The 25559-nt window shown below is 66.8% G+C and carries 23 protein-coding genes; 7 read left to right on the top strand and 16 right to left on the bottom strand.

Translation table 11 applies throughout. From position 1 onward, the window contains the following. Positions 1–28 precede the first annotated feature (28 nt). Complete coding sequence (locus AC3WMU_RS25725; protein ID WP_035213942.1) at positions 29–742, top strand: GntR family transcriptional regulator; 714 nt, start codon at positions 29–31, stop codon at positions 740–742. A gap of 36 nt (positions 743–778) precedes the next feature. Here the strand turns inward: AC3WMU_RS25725 and AC3WMU_RS25730 are convergent, their stop codons facing one another. The 4 genes from AC3WMU_RS25730 to AC3WMU_RS25745 form a co-directional block, all read right to left on the bottom strand. Beyond that, on the bottom strand, positions 779–1129 hold the full coding sequence (locus AC3WMU_RS25730) for a 2Fe-2S iron-sulfur cluster-binding protein (RefSeq protein ID WP_315134838.1): 351 nt from the start codon (positions 1127–1129) through the stop codon (positions 779–781). Next, the gene (locus tag AC3WMU_RS25735; RefSeq protein WP_006226806.1) at positions 1126–1452 is read right to left on the bottom strand and encodes a hypothetical protein; all 327 of its coding nucleotides are present in this window, start codon (positions 1450–1452) and stop codon (positions 1126–1128) included. The genes AC3WMU_RS25730 and AC3WMU_RS25735 overlap by 4 nt, the downstream gene beginning before the upstream one ends. Positions 1453–1457: 5 nt before the next feature. Then, positions 1458–1757 carry a 2Fe-2S iron-sulfur cluster-binding protein gene (locus tag AC3WMU_RS25740; RefSeq protein ID WP_006226805.1) on the bottom strand — a complete coding sequence of 100 codons (300 nt, stop codon included), beginning with the start codon at positions 1755–1757 and terminating at the stop codon, positions 1458–1460. Between the two features lie 71 nt (positions 1758–1828). Further along, a complete protein-coding gene (locus tag AC3WMU_RS25745) occupies positions 1829–2560 on the bottom strand; it encodes an iron-containing redox enzyme family protein (RefSeq protein ID WP_006226804.1) in 732 nt (243 codons plus the stop codon). A 249-nt stretch (positions 2561–2809) separates the two neighbouring features. Here AC3WMU_RS25745 and AC3WMU_RS25750 point away from each other — a divergent pair, with 249 nt between their 5' ends. Further along, positions 2810–3022: a hypothetical protein gene (locus AC3WMU_RS25750; RefSeq protein WP_006226803.1), complete on the top strand. Its 213-nt coding sequence runs from the start codon at positions 2810–2812 to the stop codon at positions 3020–3022. 49 nt (positions 3023–3071) lie between these two features. Here AC3WMU_RS25750 and AC3WMU_RS25755 read toward each other — a convergent pair whose 3' ends face one another. Beyond that, entirely contained in the window at positions 3072–3503 is a 432-nt protein-coding gene (locus AC3WMU_RS25755) for a ribosomal maturation YjgA family protein (protein WP_052017925.1), read from the bottom strand. A 736-nt stretch (positions 3504–4239) separates the two neighbouring features. On the opposite strand from AC3WMU_RS25755, the gene AC3WMU_RS25760 reads away from it, so the two are divergent. After that, on the top strand, positions 4240–5931 hold the full coding sequence (locus AC3WMU_RS25760) for an MFS transporter (RefSeq protein ID WP_492283146.1): 1692 nt from the start codon (positions 4240–4242) through the stop codon (positions 5929–5931). Between the two features lie 16 nt (positions 5932–5947). Further along, positions 5948–8050, top strand: a complete 2103-nt coding sequence (locus tag AC3WMU_RS25765; protein WP_492283147.1) for a site-specific recombinase — start codon at positions 5948–5950, stop codon at positions 8048–8050. On the opposite strand, the gene AC3WMU_RS25770 is transcribed toward AC3WMU_RS25765, so the two are convergent. From AC3WMU_RS25770 to AC3WMU_RS25780, 3 genes are read right to left on the bottom strand one after another with little or no spacing between them, the layout of a single operon-like run. Beyond that, positions 8047–8784, bottom strand: coding sequence for a phosphoribosyltransferase (locus AC3WMU_RS25770; protein ID WP_088589648.1), 738 nt, complete (start codon positions 8782–8784; stop codon positions 8047–8049). The genes AC3WMU_RS25765 and AC3WMU_RS25770 overlap by 4 nt on opposite strands. Positions 8785–8803: 19 nt before the next feature. Beyond that, complete coding sequence (locus AC3WMU_RS25775; protein WP_492283148.1) at positions 8804–10003, bottom strand: M20 aminoacylase family protein; 1200 nt, start codon at positions 10001–10003, stop codon at positions 8804–8806. A 29-nt stretch (positions 10004–10032) separates the two neighbouring features. After that, positions 10033–11016, bottom strand: coding sequence for a Bug family tripartite tricarboxylate transporter substrate binding protein (locus tag AC3WMU_RS25780; protein WP_492283149.1), 984 nt, complete (start codon positions 11014–11016; stop codon positions 10033–10035). 126 nt (positions 11017–11142) lie between these two features. Here AC3WMU_RS25780 and AC3WMU_RS25785 point away from each other — a divergent pair, with 126 nt between their 5' ends. Continuing rightward, positions 11143–12084: a LysR family transcriptional regulator gene (locus tag AC3WMU_RS25785; RefSeq protein WP_424625633.1), complete on the top strand. Its 942-nt coding sequence runs from the start codon at positions 11143–11145 to the stop codon at positions 12082–12084. A 7-nt stretch (positions 12085–12091) separates the two neighbouring features. Here AC3WMU_RS25785 and AC3WMU_RS25790 read toward each other — a convergent pair whose 3' ends face one another. Genes AC3WMU_RS25790 through AC3WMU_RS25805 form a run of 4 tightly spaced genes read right to left on the bottom strand, consistent with a single transcriptional unit; the run spans position 12092 to position 16725 of the window. After that, positions 12092–13087: a Csu type fimbrial protein gene (locus tag AC3WMU_RS25790; RefSeq protein WP_006226794.1), complete on the bottom strand. Its 996-nt coding sequence runs from the start codon at positions 13085–13087 to the stop codon at positions 12092–12094. Further along, on the bottom strand, positions 13084–15429 hold the full coding sequence (locus tag AC3WMU_RS25795; RefSeq protein WP_280027341.1) for a fimbria/pilus outer membrane usher protein: 2346 nt from the start codon (positions 15427–15429) through the stop codon (positions 13084–13086). Before AC3WMU_RS25795 ends, AC3WMU_RS25790 begins: the two co-directional genes overlap by 4 nt. A 51-nt stretch (positions 15430–15480) precedes the next feature. Next, positions 15481–16194, bottom strand: coding sequence for a fimbrial biogenesis chaperone (locus tag AC3WMU_RS25800; protein ID WP_035213916.1), 714 nt, complete (start codon positions 16192–16194; stop codon positions 15481–15483). Between the two features lie 9 nt (positions 16195–16203). Continuing rightward, the gene (locus AC3WMU_RS25805) at positions 16204–16725 is read right to left on the bottom strand and encodes a Csu type fimbrial protein (protein WP_006226791.1); all 522 of its coding nucleotides are present in this window, start codon (positions 16723–16725) and stop codon (positions 16204–16206) included. Between the two features lie 444 nt (positions 16726–17169). Between AC3WMU_RS25805 and AC3WMU_RS25810 the strand changes: the two genes are divergently transcribed. Together AC3WMU_RS25810 and AC3WMU_RS25815 are read left to right on the top strand one after the other, a co-directional pair. Further along, on the top strand, positions 17170–18549 hold the full coding sequence (locus tag AC3WMU_RS25810; RefSeq protein WP_280027339.1) for an MFS transporter: 1380 nt from the start codon (positions 17170–17172) through the stop codon (positions 18547–18549). 151 nt (positions 18550–18700) lie between these two features. Next, entirely contained in the window at positions 18701–20299 is a 1599-nt protein-coding gene (locus tag AC3WMU_RS25815; RefSeq protein WP_424625638.1) for a methyl-accepting chemotaxis protein, read from the top strand. Positions 20300–20305: 6 nt separating this feature from the next. On the opposite strand, the gene AC3WMU_RS25820 is transcribed toward AC3WMU_RS25815, so the two are convergent. From AC3WMU_RS25820 to hutH, 4 genes are all read right to left on the bottom strand, one after another. Continuing rightward, complete coding sequence (locus AC3WMU_RS25820; protein ID WP_280027337.1) at positions 20306–21070, bottom strand: carbon-nitrogen hydrolase family protein; 765 nt, start codon at positions 21068–21070, stop codon at positions 20306–20308. Positions 21071–21211: 141 nt separating this feature from the next. Next, positions 21212–22429, bottom strand: coding sequence for an imidazolonepropionase (gene hutI, locus AC3WMU_RS25825; protein WP_006226787.1), 1218 nt, complete (start codon positions 22427–22429; stop codon positions 21212–21214). A 22-nt stretch (positions 22430–22451) separates the two neighbouring features. Beyond that, a complete protein-coding gene (locus AC3WMU_RS25830; RefSeq protein WP_006226786.1) occupies positions 22452–23882 on the bottom strand; it encodes an amino acid permease in 1431 nt (476 codons plus the stop codon). A 121-nt stretch (positions 23883–24003) separates the two neighbouring features. Continuing rightward, entirely contained in the window at positions 24004–25533 is a 1530-nt protein-coding gene (gene hutH / locus AC3WMU_RS25835) for a histidine ammonia-lyase (RefSeq protein WP_492283150.1), read from the bottom strand. Positions 25534–25559: the final 26 nt, after the last annotated feature.

A 25559-nucleotide genomic window follows, 5' to 3' on the forward strand; every position in this document is an offset into this window, starting at 1 on the left:
TGTATCCATTAATCCATACATGCTCGCCATGACCACTTCGCCCGTCAGCCCGCAAGCCGTAGAGACGCAGTCTTCCGCTCCGCTGAAGATCGGCGAGCAGCATCCGCAGTTGTTCGCCGTCATCCGCGACAAGTTGCGCGAACGCATCCTCAGCGGCGAGTTCACACCGGGCGACCGCCTGGTCGAAGGCCGGCTGTCCGAGGAAATGGGCGTGTCGCGCATCCCGGTGCGCGAGGCGTTGCGCGCGCTGGCGGCCGAGGGGCTCGTCACCATCGAGCCGCGCCGCGGCGCCTCCGTGTCGGTGCTGTCCGACGCGGTGGCCTACGACATGGTGGAAGTGCGCGCCACGCTGGAAGGGCTGAACGCCAAGCTGGCGGCGCAACGGCGCGACGCGAAGACCGTCGAACGTCTGCAGGCCTTCCTGCGCGAAGGCACGGAAGCCGCGCGCAGCGAACAGCTGGACAAGTTCCTGGCGTTGAATTCGCAGTTCCACGAAATGCTGGCCACCATCGGCGGCAACGTGGTGCTGACCGACCTGATGCGTTCGCTGCGCGACCGCACGGCGCTGCTGTTCGCGCCCAGCAACATGCACCGCGCCAAGGCGAACTGGGACGAGCACTCACAGATCCTGAACGCCGTCATCGCGGGCAACGGCGACCTGGCCGCACTGCTGGCCAGCCAGCACGTGCACAACGCGGCCAAGGCCTATACCGACACCCAGCAGCACGCCTCGGCGGACTGACGCGGCAAAGGCCGGGCGGCATCGCCGCCCGCGCGCTCAGCTGGCGGCTTCGACGGGGTCGGACGCCGCGCCCACCACTACGCCCTTGCCGTTCTGCACCACCCACGAGACTTTCACGTCGCCATTCACGAACGTCTGGCACGCCATGCGGTAGCCGGCTTCGAAGTCTTCGGGACGCAGGTGCTTGCGCTCTTTCGGCTTGACCGCATCGGTGTTTTCAAGCCCTTCCTCGATGCGGCATTTGCAGGTGCCGCACAGGCCGCCCCCGCATTTGAACGGGATGCCGCCCTTTTCCTTCAGTGATACGCGCAGCAGATTGCTGTTCTCGGGCGCGGTCGCCACCTTGCCGCCGTTCGAGATGAAAGTGATCTGGACCATGTCGTTCAATGCTCCGCCACTGCGGTATCGGCCCGCAGCGTCAACGTGGATTCCATGCTGCCAAAGCGCGTGAGGTGGGCGAGTTCCTTGCGGGCCGCCTCGACCGAGGCGAACTTCTCCAGGAACTTGGACGGCACGCGGTTCACCACATAGGGCGGTGTCTCTTCCGTGACCACCAGCCGCGTGTCGCCATGCAGCCGGGCGATGCGAAACACCGCCAGCGCGCGCCCGTAGAACACGTAGTCATAGGTTTCGATGATGTCGACGTCCTTGCCCACCTCGGTGCGAAACACGCCGGGCTTGGTCGTCAGGATGACGTATACGGAGTCCATGGCTGCTAGGCCTCCATATCCTGAAGCAGTTCGATGTCGCTGCTCAACCACAACTGGCAGGCCAGCCGATAGCCTTGGTCGATGCGGTCGCCCAGCTGCTTTTTCTCTTTCCAGTTCACCGGCGGCAAATGCTCGGCGCCGGCCAGCACGCGGCACGCGCACTTGGCGCACTTGCCCATGCCGCATTCGTAGCGCAGGTGCGGATACGGAAACTGCTTGATGCCGGCCCGCACCACCAGATTGGTGTTGTCCTTCACCACGTCGGTGAAGGTCTGGCCGCCTTTATGGAATACAACGGTAGGCATGGGTCTGTCATCCAGAAGCTGCGGGCCGGCCGCGCCCGCCATGGCGCGCGGCCGGAAAAGCTGGGCAGGGGTCAGGCGGCCAGGCCGAGTTCGGGCAGCTTGATCTCGTGCTGCACGTAGTCGGTGTAGAGCGCCGTGGTGTACAGCAGCCGCATCTGAGCGCCGATCTCGCAGATCTTCAGGCAGCGCTGCTGCAGCTCGACGGTGTTGGCGTGCTCCAGCACGATCTGATAGCCGCGTTCGCCATGGATTTCGTCAGACACGATATGCAGGTCGAAGAATTCGACCTCTTCATCGGTAAAGCCGTACTTCTCGCGCAGCGTCGGCGTCTGCTTGCGGTAGATGGACGGCACCTGCGATTCCAGGCCGACGACCAGGCCCGCGACCGCCACGATGGGGTCTTCGCGCATGGCCACGGCGTAACACCAGCTTTGCAGCGCGCGCGTCGTGGGCGACATGTTGTCGGGGTTGGTAACCCGTTCGCGGGTGGTGCCGCAGGCTTCGGCAAAGCGGATCAGCAGATCGGTATGGCGGTCGCCGCCGATTTCCTCTTCATACATGTTGGCCAGCAGGAAGTCCTTGGCCTCGGTATAGGTATCCGGCGTGCGGGCATACAGGTAGCCCAGGTAGTCGGCGAACGGACCCACATAGTGATAGTGGTTCTCTGCCCACCGCGACAGGTGCTCGCGGCTGAGCTTGCCTTCAGCCCAGGCGATGGAAAAGGGCGAAGCGTTGGCGCTCTTGCCCTTGATCGCGTTTTCCAACGCGGTACGGAATTCATCTCGGTTCATCAGTTCTGCCATGACGCGCTCCAGTCCAGTAGGGAGGGGATTCCAGGCTGGTCTAGCCCGGCCATGAAGAACATTGTATACCGTCTACCGTTTTCAACTGCTAGGGCAATCCCGGAGAACCACGATCAGTCATTGCATAAAAGGGGCCAGACCCTTTGAGATCAAGCACTTGACCTGGCGAAAGGCCGGCGCAGGGCAGGGTGGACGAGGCAGGGTCCGCCTAGTACAATGAATACACTTTCAATGCAATACGGAAATACCATGAATACCCGCCACCCCCTGGGAGACGCCCCGATCGGTCAGCAACTGCTGACGCATTACGCCCGCCGCGACGCGGTGCGCCACGCCACGCCCCTGTTCCCGTCGTCCTGGGCCGAACTGTTCGCCCCCTTCCGCAACGCCCGCCTGCAACCGCTGCGCGCAAGCGCCCCCGCGGTCCGTCGCAACGACGACGAACCGATCTGCCAAGCCTGATCCTTCGGAAGACGCCGGGGCGCTTGCCCCGGCCTGGACACCCCGCCGCTTAACGGCGAGCGCGCAGACTCGCCCGCGCCCGGGCATCCCGCAACGCGGCATTGCGCGCACGGTGCGCATTGGCCAACGCCAGCACCAGCACCACCGCGAACCCCACGGTGTACGCCACCACATCCCACCAGTCCGGCACGCTGCCCAGCACCACGCGCAGCACCGGCTGCTCGATCTGCCACCCGTACTGCCGCGCTAGGTACTGGCCGAACTCCACCGCATACCCCGTCAACAGCGCCGCCACCGCCAGCACCCCGACGCTTGCGCGGATGAAGGTCCGGTACACCAGGTACACCCAGCCAACAGCCACCACATCGCCGACGAATCCGCGCAAGAACGGATAGGGCGCGCCATACAGGGCAATCAGCGCCAACAGGGCGGTCACGGCAAGCAGGGCGGCAAACGCGCGCCCATTGAACGTCAGGGTCATGGCAACAAACAACAAAGAGTGAAAGGGCGGACGCGCCAGGCACGTCCATCGCGCCCGCGACTCAGCACGGCCGGGGCAACGGGGCAGGGTACTAGAAATCCACGGGAAAACCCGATACCCCACGAGACACATGCGTCACCAAAGGTTATGCCCCCAAAGTTATCCCACCTTATCCACCGCCTATCCACCGGCTATCCACCCCCAATCCACCGACTTACCCACACCCTTATCCACCGCAAAACCCACGCGCCCTCCAAGCGCGCGCAAGCGCACCCCCTCCCACCCAGCACACCCCCATAAGCCAAAAAAGGCCGCCCGCGCGGCCGACTTTGGCGTCCCTGCACACTCGTTCCCACCCCGCCACCAGACAGCAAAATGCCAAGCACACCACCCGCCCCGGCGATGCCCGATTCCGATGCACCGCAGCTCGGCGTGGCGGGGGCACGGGGTGCGCGGGGAGTCGATGCGCCCGAGGGAATCTGAAGGGAAGGCCGCAGGCCTGGACGAAGATGACGACGGGGCAAGTCCGGAGCGAAGGCTCCGGACCGCAATCGTTGACCCGCGCACCCCGTGCCCCCGCCACGCCGTGCGGCCCAAGAACCCGACCCGCCGCGCCGCAGCCCCCCGGCAATCTCCCGACAAACCCAAACACACCCCAGCAACACAACAGGCGTACCATTACCCCACCCCAAACGCCCTCCCGGCACCCCAAAAAAGACGCCCCAGAGCCCTCCGTATGCTCACCCCCGTCTCCCCCTCCGCCGACCTCCCACCCGGCGCCCCCGCTGCGCCCGCTGCCCCTCTTACCGTCAGCACGCTTTCCCCCTTCGCCTTCCCCGCGTTCCGCATCATCTGGATCGCCAACCTGTTCGCCAACCTGGGCACCTGGGCGCAATCCGTCGCCGCCGCCTGGATCATCACCACCGAACAGAGCAGCCCCCTGATGGTCGCCATGATCCAGGTGGCCGCGGCCTTCCCGCTGGTAGCCCTGTCCATCCTGACCGGGGTGCTTGCCGACAACTATGACCGGCGCAAAGTCATGCTGACCGGCATGCTGCTGGAACTGACCGGCGGCGTCTTCATCACCATCCTGGCGTTCGCCGGCCTGCTGCACCCGATCACGCTGATCGCCTCCGTCTTCTGCATCGCCATCGGCAGCGCCATCGTCACCCCCGCCTGGCAGGCCGCCGTCGGCGAACAGGTCCCGCGCGCCCACGTCGGCAGCGCCGTCCTGCTCAACAGCGTCAACTACAACGTCGCCCGCGCCGTCGGCCCCGCCATCGGCGGCCTGCTGCTGGGCGCCATGGGCGCGCCCTGGGTCTTCCTGCTGAACTGCTTCTGCTATGGCGGGCTGATCTGGGCGATCTGGCGCTGGCAGCGCGACCTGCCCGAGCGTCGCCTGCCGCCCGAAGGCCTCTTCGAAGGCGTGGTCGCCGCGTTGCGCTACACCCAGCATTCCACCGTGACGCGCGTCGTCATGCTGCGCTCGTTCGCCTTCGGCCTGTCGGCCAGCGCCTTGTGGGCGTTGTTGCCGCTCCTGGCCCACGAGCAGGAGGAAGGCAGCGCCCTGCTGTACGGCTACATGCTGGGCGCGCTGGGGGTCGGCGCAATCCTGGGCAGCGCCTTCGTGCGCCGCGTGCAGGCCGCCTTGGGCGCGGGCGGGCTGGTCACCGTGGCCGCTGCGCTGCTGGCCGCCTGCCTGCTGGCGCTGGGCCTGACCAGCACTCTGTGGGTCGCGTTTCCGGCGCTGCTGATATCCGGTAGTTGCTGGATCGGCGTGCTGGCCACCTACAACACCACCGTCCAGATGCTGGTGCCCGACTGGGTCAAGGCGCGCGCGCTGGCGCTGTACCAGACCGCCATCTTCGGCGGCCTGGCGGCCGGTTCGTTCATGTGGGGCCACTTCGCCGGCACCATGGGCGTGTCCGGCGCGCTCAGCACCGCCGGCATCATGCTGGGCATCACCGTCGCCCTCTTGTACCGGTCGCGCCTGCCCGAACATGTGGACACCCAATCGCTCGCGCGCGTGGACAGCACAGAACCCGCGATGGCCGCGGCCGGTTTCAATACCCAGCACGGCTCGGTGCTGGTGGCCGTGGAATACCTGATTGAACGCGACAAGCTGTCGGCGCTGATCAGCGCCGCGCATCCGCTGCGGCTGCTGCGCCTGCGCAACGGCGCGCAGCAATGGCAGCTGTTCCGCGACCTGGAACGCGAAGGCGTATGGCGCGAAGTGTTCCTGGTCGAAAGCTGGATGCAATACCTGCGCATGATCGACCGCATGACGCTGGCTGACAAGATGGTGCTGGACGAAGTGCGCGCCCTGCACAACGGCGACAAGCCGCCGGTGGTGTCGCGCAACGTCAGCTACCTGGCCATGAACGAAGCGCAAGGCTTCTCCCTGCGCCGAGACCCCGAATCCCTGTGACCCGCGAGGCCCGCCCATGCTTACCTCTCTTTGGCGCAAGTGGCGGGCCTCGCGGCATGGCGGCCCGCAGCTGGACGTCATCCTCGCGAGCGCCGATCCCGACGCCCCGCTAGCCGAGCGCAACCTGTGGATGGTGGACCTGAGCCGGTGGCTGGACCGCCCCGGCCGGCCCGCCACGGCCACATCCACCGCACCCGGCACGCCCGCCCCCGACGCAGACGCCGTCCGCCATCCGCAGCACGCCCGCCTGCGCTACCTGCTGCAGGTGCTGGAAAACAACCCTGAACGCGCGGCGCCCGTCGCCGCCACGCTGCGTTCGCTGGTGGCGGACAACGATCCCACTTCGCTGCTGTGCGACACCGGCGTGGCCTCGCACCCCGGCTTCTGGGGCGAATTCTGGGACCGCGCGCAAGCCCGGATATTGCCGCCCCCACCCAACCGCAGCGACATGTTCGGCCTGTTCTCGCTGATCTTCCGCCGGGCCGGCGACGCGCAGTGGATCGAATCGCTGGACGACGACACCCTGGCCCGCATGCGCGCGCTGTACCGCCAGGGCGACGGCCTGGCACGCCTGGACCCCACCGCCCCCGAACCGCCCGCGCCGCGACTGGAAGCGGCGCTGACCAGCAGCATCCAGGTGCTGGTCAGCCAGGTGCGCGCGACGGGACTCGCCCAGGACATCCGGTCGCGCCTGCCGGGCCGCGTAGAGGACTCGCCATTCTTTGCGCTGGCCGGCGCCGCGGCCGAACTGTGCGACAGCGGACCCGATACGCCCCGCGAGGTCTTCGGCCGCCGCCTGAACATGTTCCGCGCCCTGCTGGACGGCTGCCGCGCCGCCACCCAAGGCGTCTACGACGAACTGGAGAAGAACGGGGTATCGGTTGAAGTGGTGTTCCAGATCGAACGCATGAAGCTGCGCCTGGACCGCATCGAACTGCTGCTGAGCGTCTGGGTGGACCCCACGCAGCGCCACAAGTACGTGCACCTGACGGCCGAACTGATCCGCTCCACCCAGGCCCGCAGCAGCATCCGGCACCTGGCGGCCTCGTCGTTCGCGCAGCTGGCGCGCCGGGTGATGGAACGCACCGCTGAAACCGGCGAACACTACATCGCGCGCGACGCCGCGGAATACCTGACGATGCTCAAGGCGTCGCTGGGTGGCGGCTTCATCATGGTGTTCACCGTCTACCTGAAATTCTTCATCGTCTCGCTGCACCTGGACAAGTTCATCGAAGGCCTGCTGGCCTCGCTGAACTACGCCGGCGGCTTCCTCGTGATCCACTTCGCGCACTTCACGCTGGCCACCAAGCAACCGGCCATGACGGGGCCGGCACTGGCCCATCGGCTGGACGACGCCTATACACCACAAGGCCGCGAAGCCTTCCTGGACGACACGCTGGCCATGATCCGTTCCAACGCGGCGGCCATCCTGGGCAATCTGGCGGTGGTCTTCCCCTTGGCGTGGGCCGTGCAATGGATCGCCCTGAACGGCCTGGACCGGCCGCTAATCAGTGCGGACAAGGCGCAGGAAACACTGGCCTCGTTCTCGGCCTGGGGGCCCACGCCCATCTATGCGGCCGCCACCGGCGTGTTGCTATGGCTGTCCAGCCTGATCGCCGGCTGGGCCGACAACTGGTTCGCGCTGCACCGCGTGCACGACGTGATGGCTTACAACCGGCGCGCCCGGCACCTGCTGGGCGAGCGCGGCGCAGTGCGCTGGGCCGGCTTCTGGCAGCGCAATATCTCGGGCATCGCGGGCAACGTGTCGCTGGGCCTGATGCTGGGCCTGGGCCCGGCCATCGTGAGCTTCTTCGGCCCGCATGTGGAAGTGCGCCACGTGACGCTCAGCGCCGGTCAGATCGGCACGGCGCTGGGCACGCTGGGATGGGAAGTCGTGCACACGCAAGCGTTCTGGATGGCCGTGGCCGGCACCGCGATAACGGGGCTGCTGAACGTGGTCGTGAGCTTCGCGCTGGCGTTCAATGTGGCGCTGCGCTCGCGCAACCTGCGCCGCGGCGACCGCGATTCTCTGTCGGCGGGCGTGCGCCAGCGCATCTGGCAGCGTCCGGCCACGCTGTTCTGGCCGGTCAAGCCCCGACCCGCGCCCGAGCGTCCTTAAGCGCCGGGCTCGGGCGCCCAGCCGTGCGCGACCCGCCGCAGGCGCGGCGACTCGAACGCGCAGGCCACTGGCAGCGGCACGCCTTGGGCGTCGACCAGCCGGCTGCGCCAGCGCGTGCCCTGGCACATGGCCACGACGATGCCCGCCACCTCGGCGCCGCAGCGCGCCAGCAATGTCAGCGCGGACACCATCGTCTGCCCGGTGCTGACGGCATCATCCACCACCAGCACGCGGCGACCGCGCAGGCTACCCGCCAGATTCGGGTCCACGTACAACAACTTTCCGGCCTCCGGCGTGGTCAGCGATTGCACCGGCACCGACAGGTTTTCGTCATACCAGTACTTGCGGGAATAACCGAAGGGCACGTAGCGCGTAAAGCCCAGCCCGCGCGCCACCAGCGGCGCGAACGCCAGGCCCAGCGTGGGCAGCCCCACGACCACGTCGGCCTGGAAGGCGCGCGCCCGGTCCGCCATGAACCCGGCCAGCGCCTCGACCACATCCAGGCTGGCATGGTTGGCGATCAGCGAGGCTACGCAACGGTCCGGGTCGCCGGGCACGCCCCGCAGCGGCAGCACCAGGTAGCGGCCATCCGGCAAGCGTGCCGGATAGCCGCGGGAATAGGGCGGTTCAACCGGCACGGGCAGCGCATCGGCGCTGACGATCTCTTGCCAGTAGCCAGTGGTGGCGTCGAAGGCTGATTCGTGAGCGGCGGGGGATACAGGGGAAGCAGTCATACGGAGCCTGAAGCGGCATTCAAAACGCAGGGGTATCGGCGGCCAGAAAGCGCTCGGCCAGTTTCACCCAGTAGCTGGCCGTGACCGGCAGGATGTCGTCGTTGAAATCGTAGTCGGGGTTGTGCACCATGCAGCCCCCTTCGCCCTCGCCATTGCCGACGATGAAGTAGCTGCCCGGCACGGCCTCCAGCATGAAGGCGAAGTCGTCGCTGGCCTGCAACGGCTGCAGGTCGGGGATCACCCGTTCCGCGCCCAGCCAGTCCTGCGCGACGGCGGCCGCGAATTGCGTCGCGCCGCGGTCGTTGACGACCGGCGGGTAGCGCCACCGGTAGTCGACCTGGACGGTGGCGCGGTGCACGGCGGCCTGCGCCGTAGCGATGGAGGTGATGCGTTCACGCAGCAGGGCGCGCGTTTCGGGGCGGCGGGCGCGCACGGTCAGGCGCAGTTCCACCGACTTCGGGATCACGTTGGGCGCATCGCCGCCATGGATGGCGCCGATGGTCACCACCGCCATGTCGTTGGGGTCCACTTCGCGCGACACGATGGTCTGCAGGGCCAGCACGATGCTGGCGGCCGCCACGATGGGGTCCACCGCCACGTGCGGCATCGCGCCATGGCCGCCCACGCCGCTGACCGTCAGCACCACGGTATCGGACGAGCTGTACATGACGCCGGCGCGGAACCCGAAATGCCCGGCCGGATAGCCCGGTTCGTTATGGAAGCTGTAGACGGCGTCGCACGGGAACCGGTCGAACAAGCCGTCGGCGATCATCTTCTGCGCGCCGCCGTGGCCTTCTTCGGCCGGCTGGAAGATCAGATGCACGGTGCCGTCGAACTGGCCGCGCTGCGCCAGCGCATGGGCCGCGGCCAGCAGGGTGGCCGTATGCCCGTCGTGCCCGCAGGCGTGCATCTTGCCCGGGTGCTGGCTGGCGTAGGGCAAGCCGGTGGTTTCATGGATGGGCAGGGCGTCCATGTCGGCGCGCAGCCCCAGCCGGCGCGCGCCCGTCCCGCGGCGCAAGGTGCCGACCACGCCGGTCACGCCCAGGCCGCGGTGCACCTCGTAGCCCCAGGCGGTCAGGCGTTCGGCCACGAGGTCGCCAGTGGCGACTTCCTGGTAGGCCAGTTCGGGATGCGCATGGATCTGATGGCGCAGCGCCACCATCTCTTGCTGAATGGCCTGGATTTCAGGCAGCACGGGACCAAGCGCGAAAGCGTTCATGTCGTTGGGCATCCTTGAGGTCAGCAGCCTTATTCCTGCTGGATGTTGGCGCTTTTCACGATGTGCGCGTACACGGCCTTTTCCTTCTTCAGGAAGGCGGCGAAATCTTCCGGCGTGCCTTCGCCCGCGATAGCCCCGCCTTCGGCCAGGCGCTTTTGCACGTCGTCCAGCTTCAGCACGGCATTCAAGGCCTGGTTCAGCTGCCGCACCACCTGCGGGTCCGTGCCAGTCGGCGCAAACACGCCCATCCAGGTGTTCAGTTCAAACCCTTTGAGCTCGGCGGTTTCGGCAAAGGCCTGCACGCCCGGCAAGGTGGCGACGCGCTCTGCGGAGGTCACGCCCAGCGCGCGCAGCTTGTTCTGCTGCACCAGCGGCGTGGCGCTGGTGGTGACCAGAAGCCCCAGGTCCACCTGGCCGCCCATCACGTCGTTGGTGATCTGCGCCCCGCCGCGATAAGGCACGTGGACCAGTTTCACCTTGGCCTGGTCCTGCATCACTTCCATCGACAGGTGCAGCACCGTGCCGACGCCCGAGGACGCATAGGTCAGTGTGTCCGGCTTGGCGCGGGCCAGCGCGATCAGCTCATCCATGTTGTTCACCGGCAGGCCAGGGCGGGCCAGCAGCACGACCGGCGCGGTCGTCACCAGCGCCACCGGCGTCAGGTCCTTCTCGGCGTCGTACTTCACGGCCGAATTGATCAGGCGGGCCACGCTGATGGGGCCGTCAAAGCCCATCACCAGCGTATAGCCATCAGGCGCGGCATGGGTGGCGCGGGCCACGCCCAGCACGCCGCCTGCGCCCGCCACGTTGTCCACGATGATCGATTGGTTCAACCGTTCGGCCAGCTTCTGCGCAACCAAACGCGCCGTGGTGTCCACGTTGCCGCCCGGGCTGAACGGCACGATCAGGGTCAGCGGCTTCGCGCCCGGCCAGGGCGTTTGGGCACAGGCGGCAGGGGCGATGCACAGCGCGGCCGCCAGCACGGACACGGACAGGAACAGGCGTTTGAACATGGTGAGGGCGATCAGGGCGGATACGCGCGCCCAGGCAGGGGCGCGCCGGAGGGCGACGGCGCCATCCTACGCAGCTCCGGGTAATAACTGAAATGGTATATTTTTATAGATTCATCAGGTAAATCTATGACTAAGCGCCCCGAGCCGGACCGCCCGGCCACGCCGCCGCGCCAACCCACCTTGCGCCAGTTGCGCGGCTTCAAGGAAGTGGCGCGCCATGCCAGCTTCAGCCGCGCCGCCCAGGCGCTGTCGCTAAGCCAGCCCGCCTTGTCATCCGCCATCCGTGAACTGGAAACGCTGATGGGCGTGGCGTTGTTCGAGCGCAGCACCCACCACGTGCGCCTGACCCCCGCGGGGCTTGCCGCCCGCGCCCAGATCGAATGGCTGCTCAATACCTACACCCAGGGCGCGGACGACCTGCAGCGCCTGCTGGATACGCAGGCCGCCACGGTGCGCATCGGCTGCATCCCGTCCACCATGCACCTGCTGGCGCCCGCCGTGGCGCAATGGCGCTTGCGCCATCCCGAAACCGTGCTGGTCTTGAGCGACCACCTGAACGACGAACTGATGGCCGCCCTGAACAACGGCGAACTGGACATCGGCCTGGGGCTGGATTTCGGCCTGATGCCCGGCGTGGCCGCCGCCTTCGTGGCCGAAGACGAACTGGTCGCGGTGCTGGCCGACACGCACAGGCTGTCGCGCCGCGCCGCGGTCACGTGGCAGGACCTGAAGCACGAACCGCTGGCCGTACTGTCACGCGGCAGCACCTACGAGATGATTGTGTCCACGCTGCGCCAGCAAGGCGCGGATTTGGCTGCGACCGACACGCTGAACTACACCGATACGCTCTACAGCCTGGTGCGCGCCGGGCTGCGGGTGGGATTGATCTCGCGCTTGTACACCCAGGGCCAGCGCGGTGACGGCCTGGCCATAGTGCCCGTGCAGCGCCCGCAGATGACGCGCCGCATCTGCCTGATGACCCGCGCCCCCGAAACGCAGGCACGCGCCGCAGTGCAGCGCTGCTACGCGGAACTGGCGGCCATGCTGCGGGACCGCACCGGACGTTAGGCAAGCCTCAGAAAGTGATGGTGGCGGTGACGACGTCCTTGTAGTCCCCCGGCCGCGGCGTCGTCTGTGCTGGCACGCGCCCATACACCGTGAACGTCTGATTGGAGCCAGTGCCCGTCCCCGTGCGCGGGCTGCCGCCCGAGGCGTCGCCCCAAATAGTGGCGTAGTTGCCGTCCTGATAGAGCTGATAGCCCACGGTATCGGCGGCGGTCGAGTGCTTCATTTTGCGGGCCAGCACATTGTTGGCGACGGCGCCTCCGTTCAAGGCCACCGAGAACGCATTGTTGTTGGTGCATTTGACGGTGATCGTGCTGGTACCCGTCGTCGCGGCGTTCAAGACGCCCCGGGGCGGGAACATCAGATCCGTGGCGTTGATCGTGCAATTCTTCTGCACCAGTGCCGTCACGGTAAGCGGGACAAGGATCCGTTGCGTCGGCGTCACCGGGCAGTTTGCCAACCCGCCCAGGCCGAACACCACATCCACCGTCGCGGTGGTCGCATAGTTTTCCGAGTATTGAGTGTTGGCGTTGTTTACCGTCGAGACCAACGGCTGGTTACCCGGCAACTTTCCGTAGAACCTGAAGGTCGTGGACACCGGCCCCCCGCCGACGACGAGCGGCCCGGTCAGCAGCACGGAGGTAGGGCCCGAACTGGTGGACGTGCCCCACACCTGGGAATGCGCCGCGTCCGTGTACAGGTTGTAGTTCATCCGGTTCGTGCCGGCGCCCAAGGTGCGCGGGTTGATCGAGGTGCTGGTGTCGCCCTGGCCCAGGTTGAAGCACACCCGCGCGAAAAGGCCGAGCAGGGTGAAAGTGCAAGTCACCGCGATTTGCCCGCCATCGCTGAAAGTGTCGGCAGGCAGCAGTGGATTGACGGTGCCGAAGTTCACCGTGTAAGTGGTGGCGGCGCCCAGCGCGCAGGAACTGGCCTCGGACGCGCCGGCATATCCCAACGACAGGGCCGTCAGCGCCTGCAGCGCAGGCCGGATCAGGCGCGTCCTCATGGTCCCCCCGCGCCAGGCGGCAGACAGGGGAAGGGCCCCAAGGTGGGCATGGGCCGGTTGGCCGCATGCGCATAGTCGAACGCCACCGCGCAGGAAACGCCCGCCCCCTTTATTCTCAGGTGATTGCGCGGCTGCAAGTCCTCGACGAACGTCAGTCCGTCGTAGCCCACGACAGAGTGCTTGCCGCTTTCGGCGTGCGCCACTTCCGCCCCCACGGGCACGAACCCGCCGTCCGGCATTGTCAGGATGACCGAGGCCGCCGCGTATTGCTCGACCTGGAACTTCGCCAGCACGCCAGCCCCCGCCTGCGGCACGACGACCACCTTGGTGGTGTCCAGCTTCACGTCCACGGGCAGGTCTTCGGGATCGATCGCGATGCGGTTCGACTGATAGGAATTCAGATCCGGCACCAGCAGATAACCGCTGCCGTTGGTCCGGCCCAGCTTGCGGTTTTCGTGCAGCACCGCCACATCGGGCGCGCCGTCCGTGGACACCAGCGCGAAACTGTCATTGATGCGGCGCGAGGGCAGCACCGTGCCGTCCATCAGCGTGATTGATCCCGACGCTTGCGCCGCGGCCATCGTCTTGCCGCCGTATTCCTGCACGATGCCGGCCAGCAGGCCGTACCGGCCAAGGTACTGCGCCTGCCCCTGGTTGTATTGCATGCCGCCCGACCGTCCGTTCTGCACCGCCCAGCCCCAGCCTCCCTCGTACGCCACGCTGCTTTGCGCACCGAGGCTGTACGCATCCTGCCCGCCTTGCCTGCTGACCGAGGCGGTGGCCTGCGTCCGGTCGCCCAGCATGAAGGACAAGCCCAGATAGACTCCGCGCGAATCGGATTGAGTGAAATCGTTGTAGGCGCTCAGCGTCATGACGACCCGGCTGTGCAGGTTGACGGTGTAGGACGCCGACCCCAACTTGGCTGCCGGCACATGCGGCATGCGGTAGCCGATATAGCTGAACGCCACGCTTTGCGACGCCGTCAGCGGCACGGACACGGTCACCCGTTCGGTCTGACGGGGCACGGGCGCGTCTTCGCGCGATCCCAGGTCACCGTAGTCGCCCAGCACGCGCGTGGCTTGCGCATCCACGCTGAATGCGGGCTGCACGTATTGGTAGCCCAGGCCGACCTGCCCGCCGTCATAGCGGCCCGCGCTGCCCGCCAGGGACCCGCTGACCACCCCAGCCTGACCCAATTTCACCAGGGCGCCGGCGCCGATGTTGTACAGGCCTGCCGTGGCTTCGCCATGCCCCTCCCACGTCAGGGTGTCGCTATAACCGTAGCGCCCCGATGCCGCCATCACCGGCTGGTTGTCGTAGTCGAAAGAGCGCACGCTGAACAGACGGCGCACGAATCCCGCCTCCACGGAATAGCTGGACAGCCCGGCAGCCAGCATGCGCGTATCGATATACAGCGGCACCGACGTGCTGACCGTGCGCCCCAGCGCGTCGCGCGTGACCAGCGTGGCCTGGCCCGCACCGGTAATGCCCGGGACCTGGTTCACCACGAACGGCCCCGGCGGCACGTTGCCGGAATACTGCTGCACGCCATTGACGTACAGCGCCACGGAGGACGGCACGACGGACGAGGCGCTCAGCGTGGACACCGGAAACGTGACCAGGTCCGGACGCAACGCAAAGTTCCTGCCCCACTGGATGCCCGCCACACGCACGGAACGCGACCAGTTCAAGGACGAGGTGATGGTGTCGCCCAAGCGCAGGGTCCGCATCGTCTCCTGGTCGGATCGCGCCCAATACGTGTCGTAGCGCACGTAGCGGTCGCCGGCGCCGCCCAGATACGACGTGCCGGTGTTGCTGAACGTGCCAAACCGGTCGAAGTAGCGCTGCTCGGTGAAGAGCGCCACCCGGTAGCGCGAATCGGTCTGCGTATAGGCGTCGTAGTTCAGCAGCAAACCACGCCCGGCCGTGGCCATCGGCGTCTTCGTCGCCCCCTGCGCGCCCAGTTCATAGGGCAGGCGCAAGGCATCGGGCAACACGATATCCACGGACTGGGCCGCCGGATTGTAGGCATACCGCAGGCCGGCGACCCCGTCCAATGCGATCTCGCCCGTATCCGGGATGTCGATTCGGGACAGGTCGACCCCTACTGACCGCAAGGCGCTGCCGCTGACGGACAAACGGCCCTGCGCATCCCGGAAACGCAGCAGCTGCGAAGTATTGACGCCGTTGATACTCACCTCCAGGAACACGTCGCGCTCGGCAAGATTGCCGAAGGTCAACAATAGGTCGGGCGGGTTCGCCGCCTGGGCCTGCGCACCCAGCAAACACAGTGCGAAGCACCAGGCGCGTCGCCCGCGAACACGGGAAGCGCGCACTGCCATGGCCTGCCTTCCTCTTGCTCGCCGGTCCGCACGAAGGCGGCCGGCACGCGATCAATCAACGCGTGGGGATACGGTGACGAGGTCACCGTTGATCAGGGCTTTGATCCGCACCGCTGCCGGTGCCTTTTGTTTTGCGGGGATGCGCCATTCGCGCGCGCGCTGTGCCAACGCGTATCCCAATAATCCATCGACATTCGCCACGGGCCTGCCCGCGGCATCCAGAATCTGCAGCGCCGCGACCTGCGCGTAACGCGTCCCGGTGTTTGACAGGCGCAGCACCCAGGCGTCGCCCGCCCGCTGCACTTGCCACGCCAGATCGGGCGCCGGAGAGGGAGCAGCCCCCGCGACGAAGACGGGCACGGAATAGCGCAGCCGCAACACCACTCCGTTGACGCCTGGCGAGGCCGGGTCGGGAATCTCGTCGATGATCAGACGGTAACTGCGCTCGACCGGAGCGAGTTCGCGGGACGCCCGGACCAGCCGCACCAATTGTTCGCCGCCCGGTGCAACCTGGATAATCGGCGGGCTGGCCTGGACTTCTTCGGTAGCAGTCAGGACATCATCGCCATCCGCCTGTTCCCAGCGATAGATGCGGACTTGCCCATAAATGGGTGTATTGCCGGGATTGCGCAACATAATGCCGCTGGCTGGCTGCTGCGGCGCCATCTCCACCAATACCGGTGATATTTGCAGCGCCGCCCCGAAGGCCAGGCCGGTCCACCCTGTGATGCACAACGCCAATATGGCCGCAAGGAGTGCTTGCATTCGCACGCCCTAGAAATAGACCGTGGCAGTGACCGTGGAAGAGTAATTATCGGGCGCCGGCGTCGTCTGGACGGGCACGGCGCCATTGACCACCAAAGGCTGCGCCGAGCCATTGCCGACCCCGCTGACGCGATCGGCCACTTGGGCGTCGCCCCAGACCACCGTCTGGCTGCCGGGCTGGTACAGCTGATAAGCCACCGTCTGGGTATTGCTGCCGGTGCCGCTCATGAACCGCGTCGTCCCTGTCGACCCCGTCCCGGTGCCGGCGCTCAATCCGACGGTATAGGGCGTGGTGTTGCTGCACGTGACGTTCAAGGTGGTATTGCCGGTAACCGCAGTGGCCAATACGCCGTGACTGCCGAATGCCAGATTATTGGCAGCGATCACGCAGTTCGCGGTGATGGTGAGGGTGACGTTGAAATTCGCCGTGGGGCCGGCTTGCGCCGCTGCCAGCCCCGGCGCGGCGCTGGCGCAAATCAATGACAAGACCGCTGCATGCAAGGACAAGCGTTTCATCGTGAAACCCTCCATCGAACGAGTTGCACCGCCGAATCTGATTGGAATAATCGTACGTCGAATAAATCGATCAGGCACCAAATAGTTTCATCTATTCATTTTTATTATTACGAAATCTTAATAATCTGCCCGCTCCCGGCCTGATTTTCAGTACCCGCTCCCTCTACAGCAGGGGGCTGACTACCGTCGTACAAGTCGTTGTATTTACGCTATTTTGTTAGTTTCAATTAGTGACACGATTCGATGCGAATTAATTACCGTCAATTAATGCATCGGATAATCACGCCCATTATTCGATGTGACCGAGCGGTCTCATTATGGAATTTTTGATTGCGCATCGGCGAAACGCCACTGGCGCATCGCGCCCAGGCTGACGAAGCGTTGAATCCCGATGCGGCATTAGAATCAGTCCTCCTGATTCCGGACGCTCCGTCCGGACGCCTCGCCCGCCGACGCCCCATGCTCTCGTTCTCCCGCAATACCGTCTATCCGGCTGGTGCCGGCTTGCCTGCTTCCGAACGCCTTGGCGCGCTGCTGGCCGTGATGCTGGCGGTCTGCATGGCCAGCCTGGACACGGCCATCGCCAACACCGCGTTGCCCACCATCGCGCGCGATCTGCAGGCCAGCGACGCGGGGTCGATCTGGGTCATCAGCGGCTATCAGCTGGCCATGGTGGCGGGACTGCTGCCCGCGGCCGCGCTGGGCGAGATCCTGGGCCACCGGCGCGTCTACATCGTAGGGCTGGTGATGTTCGTCGTGTCGTCGCTGGCCTGTGGCCTGGCGCCGTCGCTGCCGGCGCTGGTGGTGGCGCGGATCCTGCAAGGCCTGGGCGCGGCCGGCGTGATGAGCGTGAACGGGGCGCTGCTGCGCTTCATCTATCCCTCGCACATGCTGGGCCGCGGGCTGGGCCTGAACGCGATGGTGGTCGGCCTGTCGTTTGCGGCCGGCCCCACGGCGGCGTCCGCCATCCTGCTGCTGGGGTCCTGGCACTGGCTGTTCCTGATCAACGTGCCCATCGGTATCGTGGCCGCGGTGCTGGCCCTGCGCGGCCTGCCCGAGACGGCGCGCGCCCCCCACGGTTTCGACGGCATCGCCGCCTTGCTGTGTGCGCTGACGCTGGGCCTGTTCGTGCTGGGGTCCAATGAACTGGCGCACGGCGCGCCCTGGCCGCGCGTCACGCTCGAATGGGGCGGCGCCATCGCCAGCCTGTGGCTGCTGATGCGCCGCCAGGCCGGCCACCCCGCGCCGATCCTGGCCGTGGACCTGCTGCGCCGGCCCTTGTTCGCGCTGTCGGCCGCCACGGCGGTCTGCGCCTTCGCGGCACAGGCGCTGGCGTTCGTGTCGCTGCCCTTCCTGTTCCAGTCCGTGCTGGGCTACAGCCAGGTACACACGGGTTTCCTGATCACGCCCTGGCCGGTCGTGGTGGCCATCATGGCGCCCATCGCCGGGCGCATGTCCGACCACTATCCGGCCGGCATCCTGGGCGGCATCGGCCTGGCGCTGCTGGCCGTGGGGCTGGTGCTGCTGGCCCTGATGCCCGCCGCGCCGTCGGTCTGGGACATCTCGTGGCGCATGGCCATCTGCGGCGCGGGATTTGGCTTTTTCCAATCGCCCAACCTGCGCGCCATCATGACGTCGGCGCCCGCGTCGCGGGCCGGTGGCGCCAGCGGCATGATCGGCACCGTGCGCCTGTTGGGCCAGGCCAGCGGCGCGGCGCTGGTGGCCGCGTGCTTTCATGTGTCCTCGACGCATGGCGCAATCGCCGCCTTGTGGCTGGGCGGCTTGTGCGCCGGGCTGGCCTGCATCGCCAGCTTTTCCCGCTTGCGTTTCAACGCGTGAAAACGCTAACACGCAATATTGTTGCGTGATTTTTCGATATATTCTGCGATCGAGCCGATATATTCGTAAGTTGTGAAACAGCGGCTAAATATCGCCGAAGCCGGGTCGTTGTTGTCGATGCAGCACTCGCTGTATCGGGGGTACGACTCGCATGACACAGTTCTTGAAAGACATCACCATCCGCCGCATGATCCTGTGCACCCTGCTCATGATCAGCGCCTTGCTCACCGGCCTGTCGGCCATCAGCGTCAACGGCCTGCACAGCGCAGGCGAAGCGCTCGCTGCCAGCAACGAACTCCTGCACGAAGTCTCCGCCCTGTCCCGGGTCAACGATCAGGTCATGCGCGCGCGGCTGCGGCTGTCGCGCCAGCTGGAATATGCAAGCGCAGGCCAGACCGCCCAGGCGGCGGAAGAAGGCCGCAGCATCGACGCCGCGCTGGACGAAGCCCGGCGGCAGCAAACGGCGTTTGTGGCGCTGGCGCGCAAGGATGCCCCGGCCGCCCTCCTGGACCCCATGCAAGCCAGCTTCGACGCCCTGGTCACCGGCGGCATCGCGGTGCAGCGCCAGCATCTGGAAGCCGGTGACATTGCGCGCGCCCGCGCGCACGCCGCCAGCGCCGTCGTGACGGCGAGCCGCGCCTTCGGCAAGAGCATCGAGGACTACGAGGCCTACGCCAAGCAGCGTGAAACCCTGCTGTGGGACGACGCCGCCGCCAAGCGCCAGCATGCCTACATCGGCATGGGCATCGTGCTGGGCATCTGCCTGTTGCTGCTGGTGCTGGGCGACCGCTACGTCGTGACGTTCGTGCGGCAACCGCTGGAGACGATCAAGGACCATTTCCGCCGCATCGCCAGCGGCGACCTGACCACGCCCATCGCCTCCTATGGCCGCAACTGCGCCGGCCAACTCATTCCCTACCTGCAGGACATGCAAGCCAGCCTGGTGCGTACGGTCCACGCGGTGCGAGACGGCGTGGTCGAGATCAATGCCGGATCCAGCGAGATCGCCGCCGGCAACCAGGACCTGTCCAGCCGCACTGAACAGCAGGCGGCGTCCCTGGAGCAGACCGCGGCCAGCATGGAGCAACTGCTGTCCACCGTCACCAGCAACGCCGAAAACGCCCGCCAGGCCAACCAGATGGCCGCCGTTGCCAGCGATGTGGTGCAGCGCGGCGGCCACGCGGTGAAAGAAGCGGTCAGCACCATGCGCGAGATCGCGCAGGACGCCGGCCGCATCGAAGACATCGTCAGCGTCATCGACGGCATCGCCTTCCAGACCAACATCCTGGCGCTGAACGCCGCGGTGGAAGCGGCCCGGGCCGGTGAAGAGGGCAAGGGCTTCGCGGTAGTGGCCGCCGAAGTCCGCTCGCTGGCGCAGCGCAGCGCGGGTGCGGCCAAAGAGATCAAGCAATTGCTCAGCGCATCGGGCGCCACCGTGCAGGCCGGGTCGGCCCAGGTCGAAGCCGCCGGCCGCACGATGGAGGAGATTCTGGCGACCATCGAACGCCTGACGCTGCTGGTCAGCGAGATCGCGACCGCGTCGCAGGAACAGGTGACCGGCATCGACCAGGTGAACACGGCGGTGAACCAGATGGACCAGGTGACGCAGCAGAACGCCGCGCTGGTCGAAGAGGCCGCGGCGGCCGCGTCCTCGTTGGAGACGCAGGCGCAGCGGCTGCAGGGCGCCGTCAGCGCGTTCCGGTTGCCCTCGTTGGTGCAGGACCAGCGGGCGATCGCGATCGCAGCCTGAGCCGCGTCACTCCCGCACGTAGCACGGGTACAGCGCCTGCTGCGCCCGCGACCGGGCCGGATCCACGTCGATCACCACGATCGATTCGCTGTCGGTCGACTGCGCCAGCAGCTCGCCGTCGGGCAGGAAGGCGAAGGCGCGGCCGCCGAACACCTGTCCGTCGGCCGTGCGGCCCGCCCGGTTGGAACTGACCACATAGCAGCCCGACACCAGCGCCGCCATCGCGCCCGCCGTCATCCAGCGACCGATGGAGGCGCCGCTTGCGCGCGGCACCACGATCAGTTCAGCGCCCTCACGGCCATAACGGCGCGCGCGCTCGTTGAACATCAGCTCGGTGCACAACTGCACGCCCAGACGGATGCCGCCCACCTCGACAACGTCGAAGCCCGCCAGCGCGGGTTCAAACCACGTGGCTTCGAAAAAACCCGGTTCCTGCGGAAAGTACTGCTTGTGATGCAGCCGGGTGTAGCGTCCGCCCTGCAAGGCAAAGGCCTCGTTGGCCAGGCGGCCGCCGGCCGGCACCGGGCGCGAGGACACGATGGCGGGCACGTCCAGCGCCGCCAACGCCGCCAGCCCGGCCTCGTGGATGCGCACCGATTCGCCGGCCAGCGCCGGGTCATAGTCGGGCAGCGCCGCCAGCCAGGAGCCGAAGGGCATCTCGTTGGTGACCAGCAGGTCGGGCGCCAGTTCGCTGATGCGCTCGGCGATGCCCTCCCAGGTGGCGCCTTCCGGCGCCAGGTCTACCGGCCCCTCCATCATGCAGATCCGCATACGTGTTCCTCTACGCTGTCGTCTTCGCGCGTCCGCCATCGGACGGCTTCGCCCACATCGTAGAACGCCGCCACGCCAAACGGCGCCGCCGCATCGCATCTGGTCCGGATCGGACGCCTGTTGGTCCGAATCCGCCGCCGCTCAAGACAACGCGGCCACATCCACCACGGCGCCGTGCCGGACGATGCGCTTGGGCAGGTCCCCGCCGATCCAATACGCCAGCTCCGATGGATGCGCGACCTCCCACGCCACGAAGTCCGCCACCTTGTCCACGGCCAGCACGCCGTGGGTGGCCTGCAACCCCAAGGCACGGGCCGCATGCGTCGTGACGCCGGCCAGCGCCTCTTCGGGCGTCATCCGAAAGAGCGTGCAAGCCATGCTCAGCATCAGCCGCAAGGACAGCACGGGCGAGGTCCCGGGATTCAGGTCGGTAGAGATCGCAATAGGCACGCCGTGACGGCGCAGCAGGTCCAGCGGCGGCAATTGCGTTTCACGCAAAGCGTAGAAAGCGCCCGGCAACAGCACGGCCACCGTGCCGGCTCCGGCCATCGCCACCACGTCGCTTTCCGTGAGGTATTCCAGGTGGTCCGCCGACAGAGCGCCGTAGCGCGCCGCCAGCGTGGCCCCATGCAAGGAAGAAAGTTGCTCGGCATGCAGCTTGACCGGCAGGTCCAGATGCGCCGCGGCCTTGAACACGCGCTCTACTTGTTCGGGCGAGAACGCCAGATGCTCGCAGAACGCGTCGACCGCATCGACCAGCCCTTCTGCGGCCAGCACCGGCAGCATGCGGCGCGCGACTTCGTCGATGTAGTCGTCGGCGCGCCCCGCGTACTCGGGCGGCAAGGCGTGCGCGGCCAGACACGTGGCCTGCACCGTCAGCGGCAGCGTCTGGCCCAGGCGCCGCGCCACCCGCAGCATCTTGCGTTCGTTGGGCAGGTCCAGCCCGTAGCCGGATTTGACCTCCAGCGTGGTGACGCCGTCCGCCAACAGGTGCAAGGCCCGCCGGCGCGCACTGACGTAAAGCGCGTCTTCGGAGGCGTCGCGCGTGGCGCGCACGGTGCTGGCGATGCCGCCGCCCTGCGCCGCGATCGTGGCGTAGTCCACGCCTTGCAGGCGCTGCTCGAACTCCAGGCTGCGGTTGCCGCCGAACACCAGGTGCGTGTGGCAGTCGATCAGGCCCGGCGTGACCCAGGCGCCGCCCAGGTCGTGCTCATGCGCCGCGTCGGCGGCCGGCAAGTCCGCCTCGGGGCCGATCCATTCAATGCGATCGGCACGCGTCACGATGGCGGCCCGCTCGATCGCCGAGTAAGCGCCATCCGCCATCGTGGCGACATGGCAATTACGCCAGACCTGTCTCATCCCATTCTCCTGAAAACCGTAATCAATCGGACCCCTGCGCCACCGGCACCGGGAGGCCGCCATCGGGGCGGTTGGGGTACACCCACATGCGGTACGCCACGCACAGCAAGGCGATCCACACCACACCCACCGCCAGCGCCGCCTGCGTGCGGGGGAAGTAACCCAGCACCCCGAACACGAACAGCATGAACAAGATCGCCGCGATCGGCCCCGCCGGCCAGAACGGCACCGGGAATTTCAGCGCGGCGACGGCCTCCGGACTCATCTTGCGCCGCATCGCCACTTGCGACAACAGGATCATCAGCCAGACCCACACGGTGGCGAAGGTGGCGATCGAGGCGATCAACAAAAACACACCCTCGGGGATCAGGTAGTTCAGCACCACGCCCAGCAGCAGCGCCACCGACATCACCACGACGGTCATCCAGGGCACGCCGTTGCGGGATACCGCCGCAAAGCCGCGCGGCGCCTGGCCCTGCTGCGCCATGCCGTACAGCATGCGCCCCGCGCCGAAGATGTCGCTATTGATTGCCGACACCGCCGCCGAGATCACGACGATGTTGAGGATGGTGGCGGCCGAGCTGATTCCCAGGCTGTCGAAGATCTGCACGAACGGGCTGCCCTTGCTGCCGATCTGCGTCCAGGGGAAGATGGACATCAGCACGAACAGCGTCAGCACGTAGAACAGCAGGATGCGCAGGGGCACCGCATTGATGGCGCGCGGCAGGGTGCGGCCGGGATCTTTCGCTTCGCCCGCGGTAATGCCGATAATCTCGATGCCGCCAAACGCGAACACCACCACCGCCAGCGACGCGACCAGTCCGCCCACGCCGTTGGGCATGAAGCCGCCATGCGCCCACAGGTTATGCACACCCGTCGCCGCGCTGTCGGCGTTCAGCCCGAAGCCGAACAGCATGATGCCCAGCCCGCCGGCGATCATCGCGATGATGGCGCCCACCTTCAGCAGCGACAGCCAGAACTCCAGTTCGCCGAACACCTTGACCGAACACAGGTTGATCGCGCCGATGAAGCACACGATCGACAGCACCCAGATCCAGCGCGGCACGTCGGGATACCAGAAGCCCATGTACAGCCCGAACGCGGTGATGTCGGCCAGACAAACGATGATCATCTCGAAGGCATAGGTCCAGCCCGTCAGGAACCCGGCGACGGGTCCCAGATAGCTGGTGGCGTACTGGCCGAACGACCCCGACACGGGGTTGTGCACCGCCATTTCGCCCAATGCGCGCATCACCATGTAGACGGCCGCGCCTGCGATCAGGTAGGCAAGCAGCACGGACGGGCCGGCTTCCTGGATGGCCTTGGCCGAGCCGTAGAAAAGCCCCGTCCCGATCGCCGAGCCCAAGGCCATGAAGCGGATGTGCCGGGCATTGAGTCCGCGTTTAAGGTCCTGCGTCTTTACCTCGGGTTGTGCCTGTCTTTGTGCCTGCATTCCTGTCTCCGTACGCTTGTTATCCGCGAGCACCGTCAACCGCCCGGCGCGCGCCATCTGCGGGCGTCGTCACAAGGCGTGGATTCATCGCGGCCCCGGAAAGGGGCCGCATGATTCGAACTTAAAGGCTGGGCAAGAGGCCTGCCGGCATCAGGCCGTTCAGGACCTGCGCGGCGATCAGACCGCTGGCGGCGGCGATGTCCGGCGCGAAGAAGCGGTCTTCTTCGTAATGCGGCACCTGTTCGCGCAAGGCGCGGCGCGCCTGCTCAAGCTGGGGCGAGGTCTTCAGTCCTTCCCGGAAGTCCAGGCCCTGGCACGCGCCCAGCCATTCGATGGCCAGGATGTCGCGCACGTTCTCCGCCATGGCCCAGAGCCGCTTGCCGGCGTTGGGCGCCATGGACACGTGGTCTTCCTGGTTGGCCGAGGTGGGCATGCTGTCGACGCTGGCGGGATGCGCCAGCGCCTTGTTGTCGCTGGCCAGCGCCGCCGCGGTGACCTGCGCGATCATGAAGCCGGAGTTCACGCCGCCCTTGGCGACGAGGAACGGCGGCAGCTGCGACATGTGCTTGTCCATCATCAGCGCAATGCGGCGTTCCGACAGCGCGCCGATCTCGGCCAACGCCAGCGCCAGGTTGTCCGCCACCATCGCCACGGGCTCGGCATGGAAGTTGCCGCCCGAGATCACGTCGCCCTGGTCCACGAACACCAGCGGGTTGTCCGATACGGCGTTGGATTCGATCTGCAGCACCTCTGCGGCATGGCGGATCTGCGTCAGGCAGGCGCCCATCACCTGGGGCTGGCAGCGCAGGGAATAGGGGTCCTGCACCTTCTCGCAGTCCGCGTGCGAGTGGCCGACCTCGCTGTCGTTGCCCAGCAGCTCGCGGTACACCGCGGCCACGTCGATCTGCCCGATCTGGCCGCGCGCGGCGTGGATGCGGGCGTCGAACGGCACGCGCGAGCCCAGCATCGCTTCCACGCTGAGGCTGCCGCACACGAGGCCGGCGGCCATCATGTCTTCGGCTTCGAACAGGCCGCGCAAGGCGTAGGCGGTGGACACCTGCGTCCCGTTCAAGAGCGCCAGGCCTTCTTTGGCGGCCAGGGTCAGCGGCGTCAGGCCCGCGCGGGCCAGCGCCTCTTTCGCGGGCAGCCATTCACCCTGGTGGCGGGCGCGGCTTTCGCCCAGCAGCACCATCGACATATGGGCCAGCGGCGCCAGGTCGCCGGAGGCGCCCACCGAGCCCTTTAGCGGAATGTGCGGATAGACGCCGGCGTTCACCAGCGCGATCAGGCTGTCGATGACTTGACGGCGGATGCCGGAGTAACCGCGCGCCAGGCTGTTGATCTTCAGCACCATGATCAGGCGGACCATGGCGTCGTCCATTGCCGCGCCTACGCCGGCGGCATGCGAACGCACCAGCGAACTTTGCAGCGCCTCGAGGTCTTCGCGGGCAATCTTGGTGGACGCCAGCAACCCGAAACCCGTGTTGATGCCATAGACCGTGCGGCCTTCCGCGATGATGCGCTCGACCGTGGCCACGCTGGCATCGATGGCGCCGCCGGCGGCAGGGTCCAGCGTCACGCGGACCGGCTGCTGGTACACGCGCCGCAGATCCGACAAGGTCAACTGGCCGGGTTTCAAATGCAAATCCATTCTGGGTCTCCTGTGCCGGTTGCCGG

The sequence above is a fragment of the Achromobacter sp. FW305-C-13 genome (assembly GCF_058783475.1).

Excerpts from the sequence above, each read along its gene's own strand:
- AC3WMU_RS25725 (WP_035213942.1), top strand. The coding sequence starts at position 29 with ATGACCACTTCGCCCGTCAGCCCGCAAGCCGTAGAGACGCAGTCTTCC.
- AC3WMU_RS25735 (WP_006226806.1), bottom strand. The coding sequence starts at position 1,452 with ATGGACTCCGTATACGTCATCCTGACGACCAAGCCCGGCGTGTTTCGC.
- AC3WMU_RS25740 (WP_006226805.1), bottom strand. The coding sequence starts at position 1,757 with ATGCCTACCGTTGTATTCCATAAAGGCGGCCAGACCTTCACCGACGTG.
- AC3WMU_RS25745 (WP_006226804.1), bottom strand. The coding sequence starts at position 2,560 with ATGGCAGAACTGATGAACCGAGATGAATTCCGTACCGCGTTGGAAAAC.
- AC3WMU_RS25750 (WP_006226803.1), top strand. The coding sequence starts at position 2,810 with ATGAATACCCGCCACCCCCTGGGAGACGCCCCGATCGGTCAGCAACTG.
- AC3WMU_RS25755 (WP_052017925.1), bottom strand. The coding sequence starts at position 3,503 with ATGACCCTGACGTTCAATGGGCGCGCGTTTGCCGCCCTGCTTGCCGTG.
- AC3WMU_RS25760 (WP_492283146.1), top strand. The coding sequence starts at position 4,240 with ATGCTCACCCCCGTCTCCCCCTCCGCCGACCTCCCACCCGGCGCCCCC.
- AC3WMU_RS25765 (WP_492283147.1), top strand. The coding sequence starts at position 5,948 with ATGCTTACCTCTCTTTGGCGCAAGTGGCGGGCCTCGCGGCATGGCGGC.
- AC3WMU_RS25770 (WP_088589648.1), bottom strand. The coding sequence starts at position 8,784 with ATGACTGCTTCCCCTGTATCCCCCGCCGCTCACGAATCAGCCTTCGAC.
- AC3WMU_RS25775 (WP_492283148.1), bottom strand. The coding sequence starts at position 10,003 with ATGAACGCTTTCGCGCTTGGTCCCGTGCTGCCTGAAATCCAGGCCATT.
- AC3WMU_RS25780 (WP_492283149.1), bottom strand. The coding sequence starts at position 11,016 with ATGTTCAAACGCCTGTTCCTGTCCGTGTCCGTGCTGGCGGCCGCGCTG.
- AC3WMU_RS25785 (WP_424625633.1), top strand. The coding sequence starts at position 11,143 with ATGACTAAGCGCCCCGAGCCGGACCGCCCGGCCACGCCGCCGCGCCAA.
- AC3WMU_RS25790 (WP_006226794.1), bottom strand. The coding sequence starts at position 13,087 with ATGAGGACGCGCCTGATCCGGCCTGCGCTGCAGGCGCTGACGGCCCTG.
- AC3WMU_RS25795 (WP_280027341.1), bottom strand. The coding sequence starts at position 15,429 with ATGGCAGTGCGCGCTTCCCGTGTTCGCGGGCGACGCGCCTGGTGCTTC.
- AC3WMU_RS25800 (WP_035213916.1), bottom strand. The coding sequence starts at position 16,194 with ATGCAAGCACTCCTTGCGGCCATATTGGCGTTGTGCATCACAGGGTGG.
- AC3WMU_RS25805 (WP_006226791.1), bottom strand. The coding sequence starts at position 16,725 with ATGGAGGGTTTCACGATGAAACGCTTGTCCTTGCATGCAGCGGTCTTG.
- AC3WMU_RS25810 (WP_280027339.1), top strand. The coding sequence starts at position 17,170 with ATGCTCTCGTTCTCCCGCAATACCGTCTATCCGGCTGGTGCCGGCTTG.
- AC3WMU_RS25815 (WP_424625638.1), top strand. The coding sequence starts at position 18,701 with ATGACACAGTTCTTGAAAGACATCACCATCCGCCGCATGATCCTGTGC.
- AC3WMU_RS25820 (WP_280027337.1), bottom strand. The coding sequence starts at position 21,070 with ATGCGGATCTGCATGATGGAGGGGCCGGTAGACCTGGCGCCGGAAGGC.
- hutI (WP_006226787.1), bottom strand. The coding sequence starts at position 22,429 with ATGAGACAGGTCTGGCGTAATTGCCATGTCGCCACGATGGCGGATGGC.
- AC3WMU_RS25830 (WP_006226786.1), bottom strand. The coding sequence starts at position 23,882 with ATGCAGGCACAAAGACAGGCACAACCCGAGGTAAAGACGCAGGACCTT.
- hutH (WP_492283150.1), bottom strand. The coding sequence starts at position 25,533 with ATGGATTTGCATTTGAAACCCGGCCAGTTGACCTTGTCGGATCTGCGG.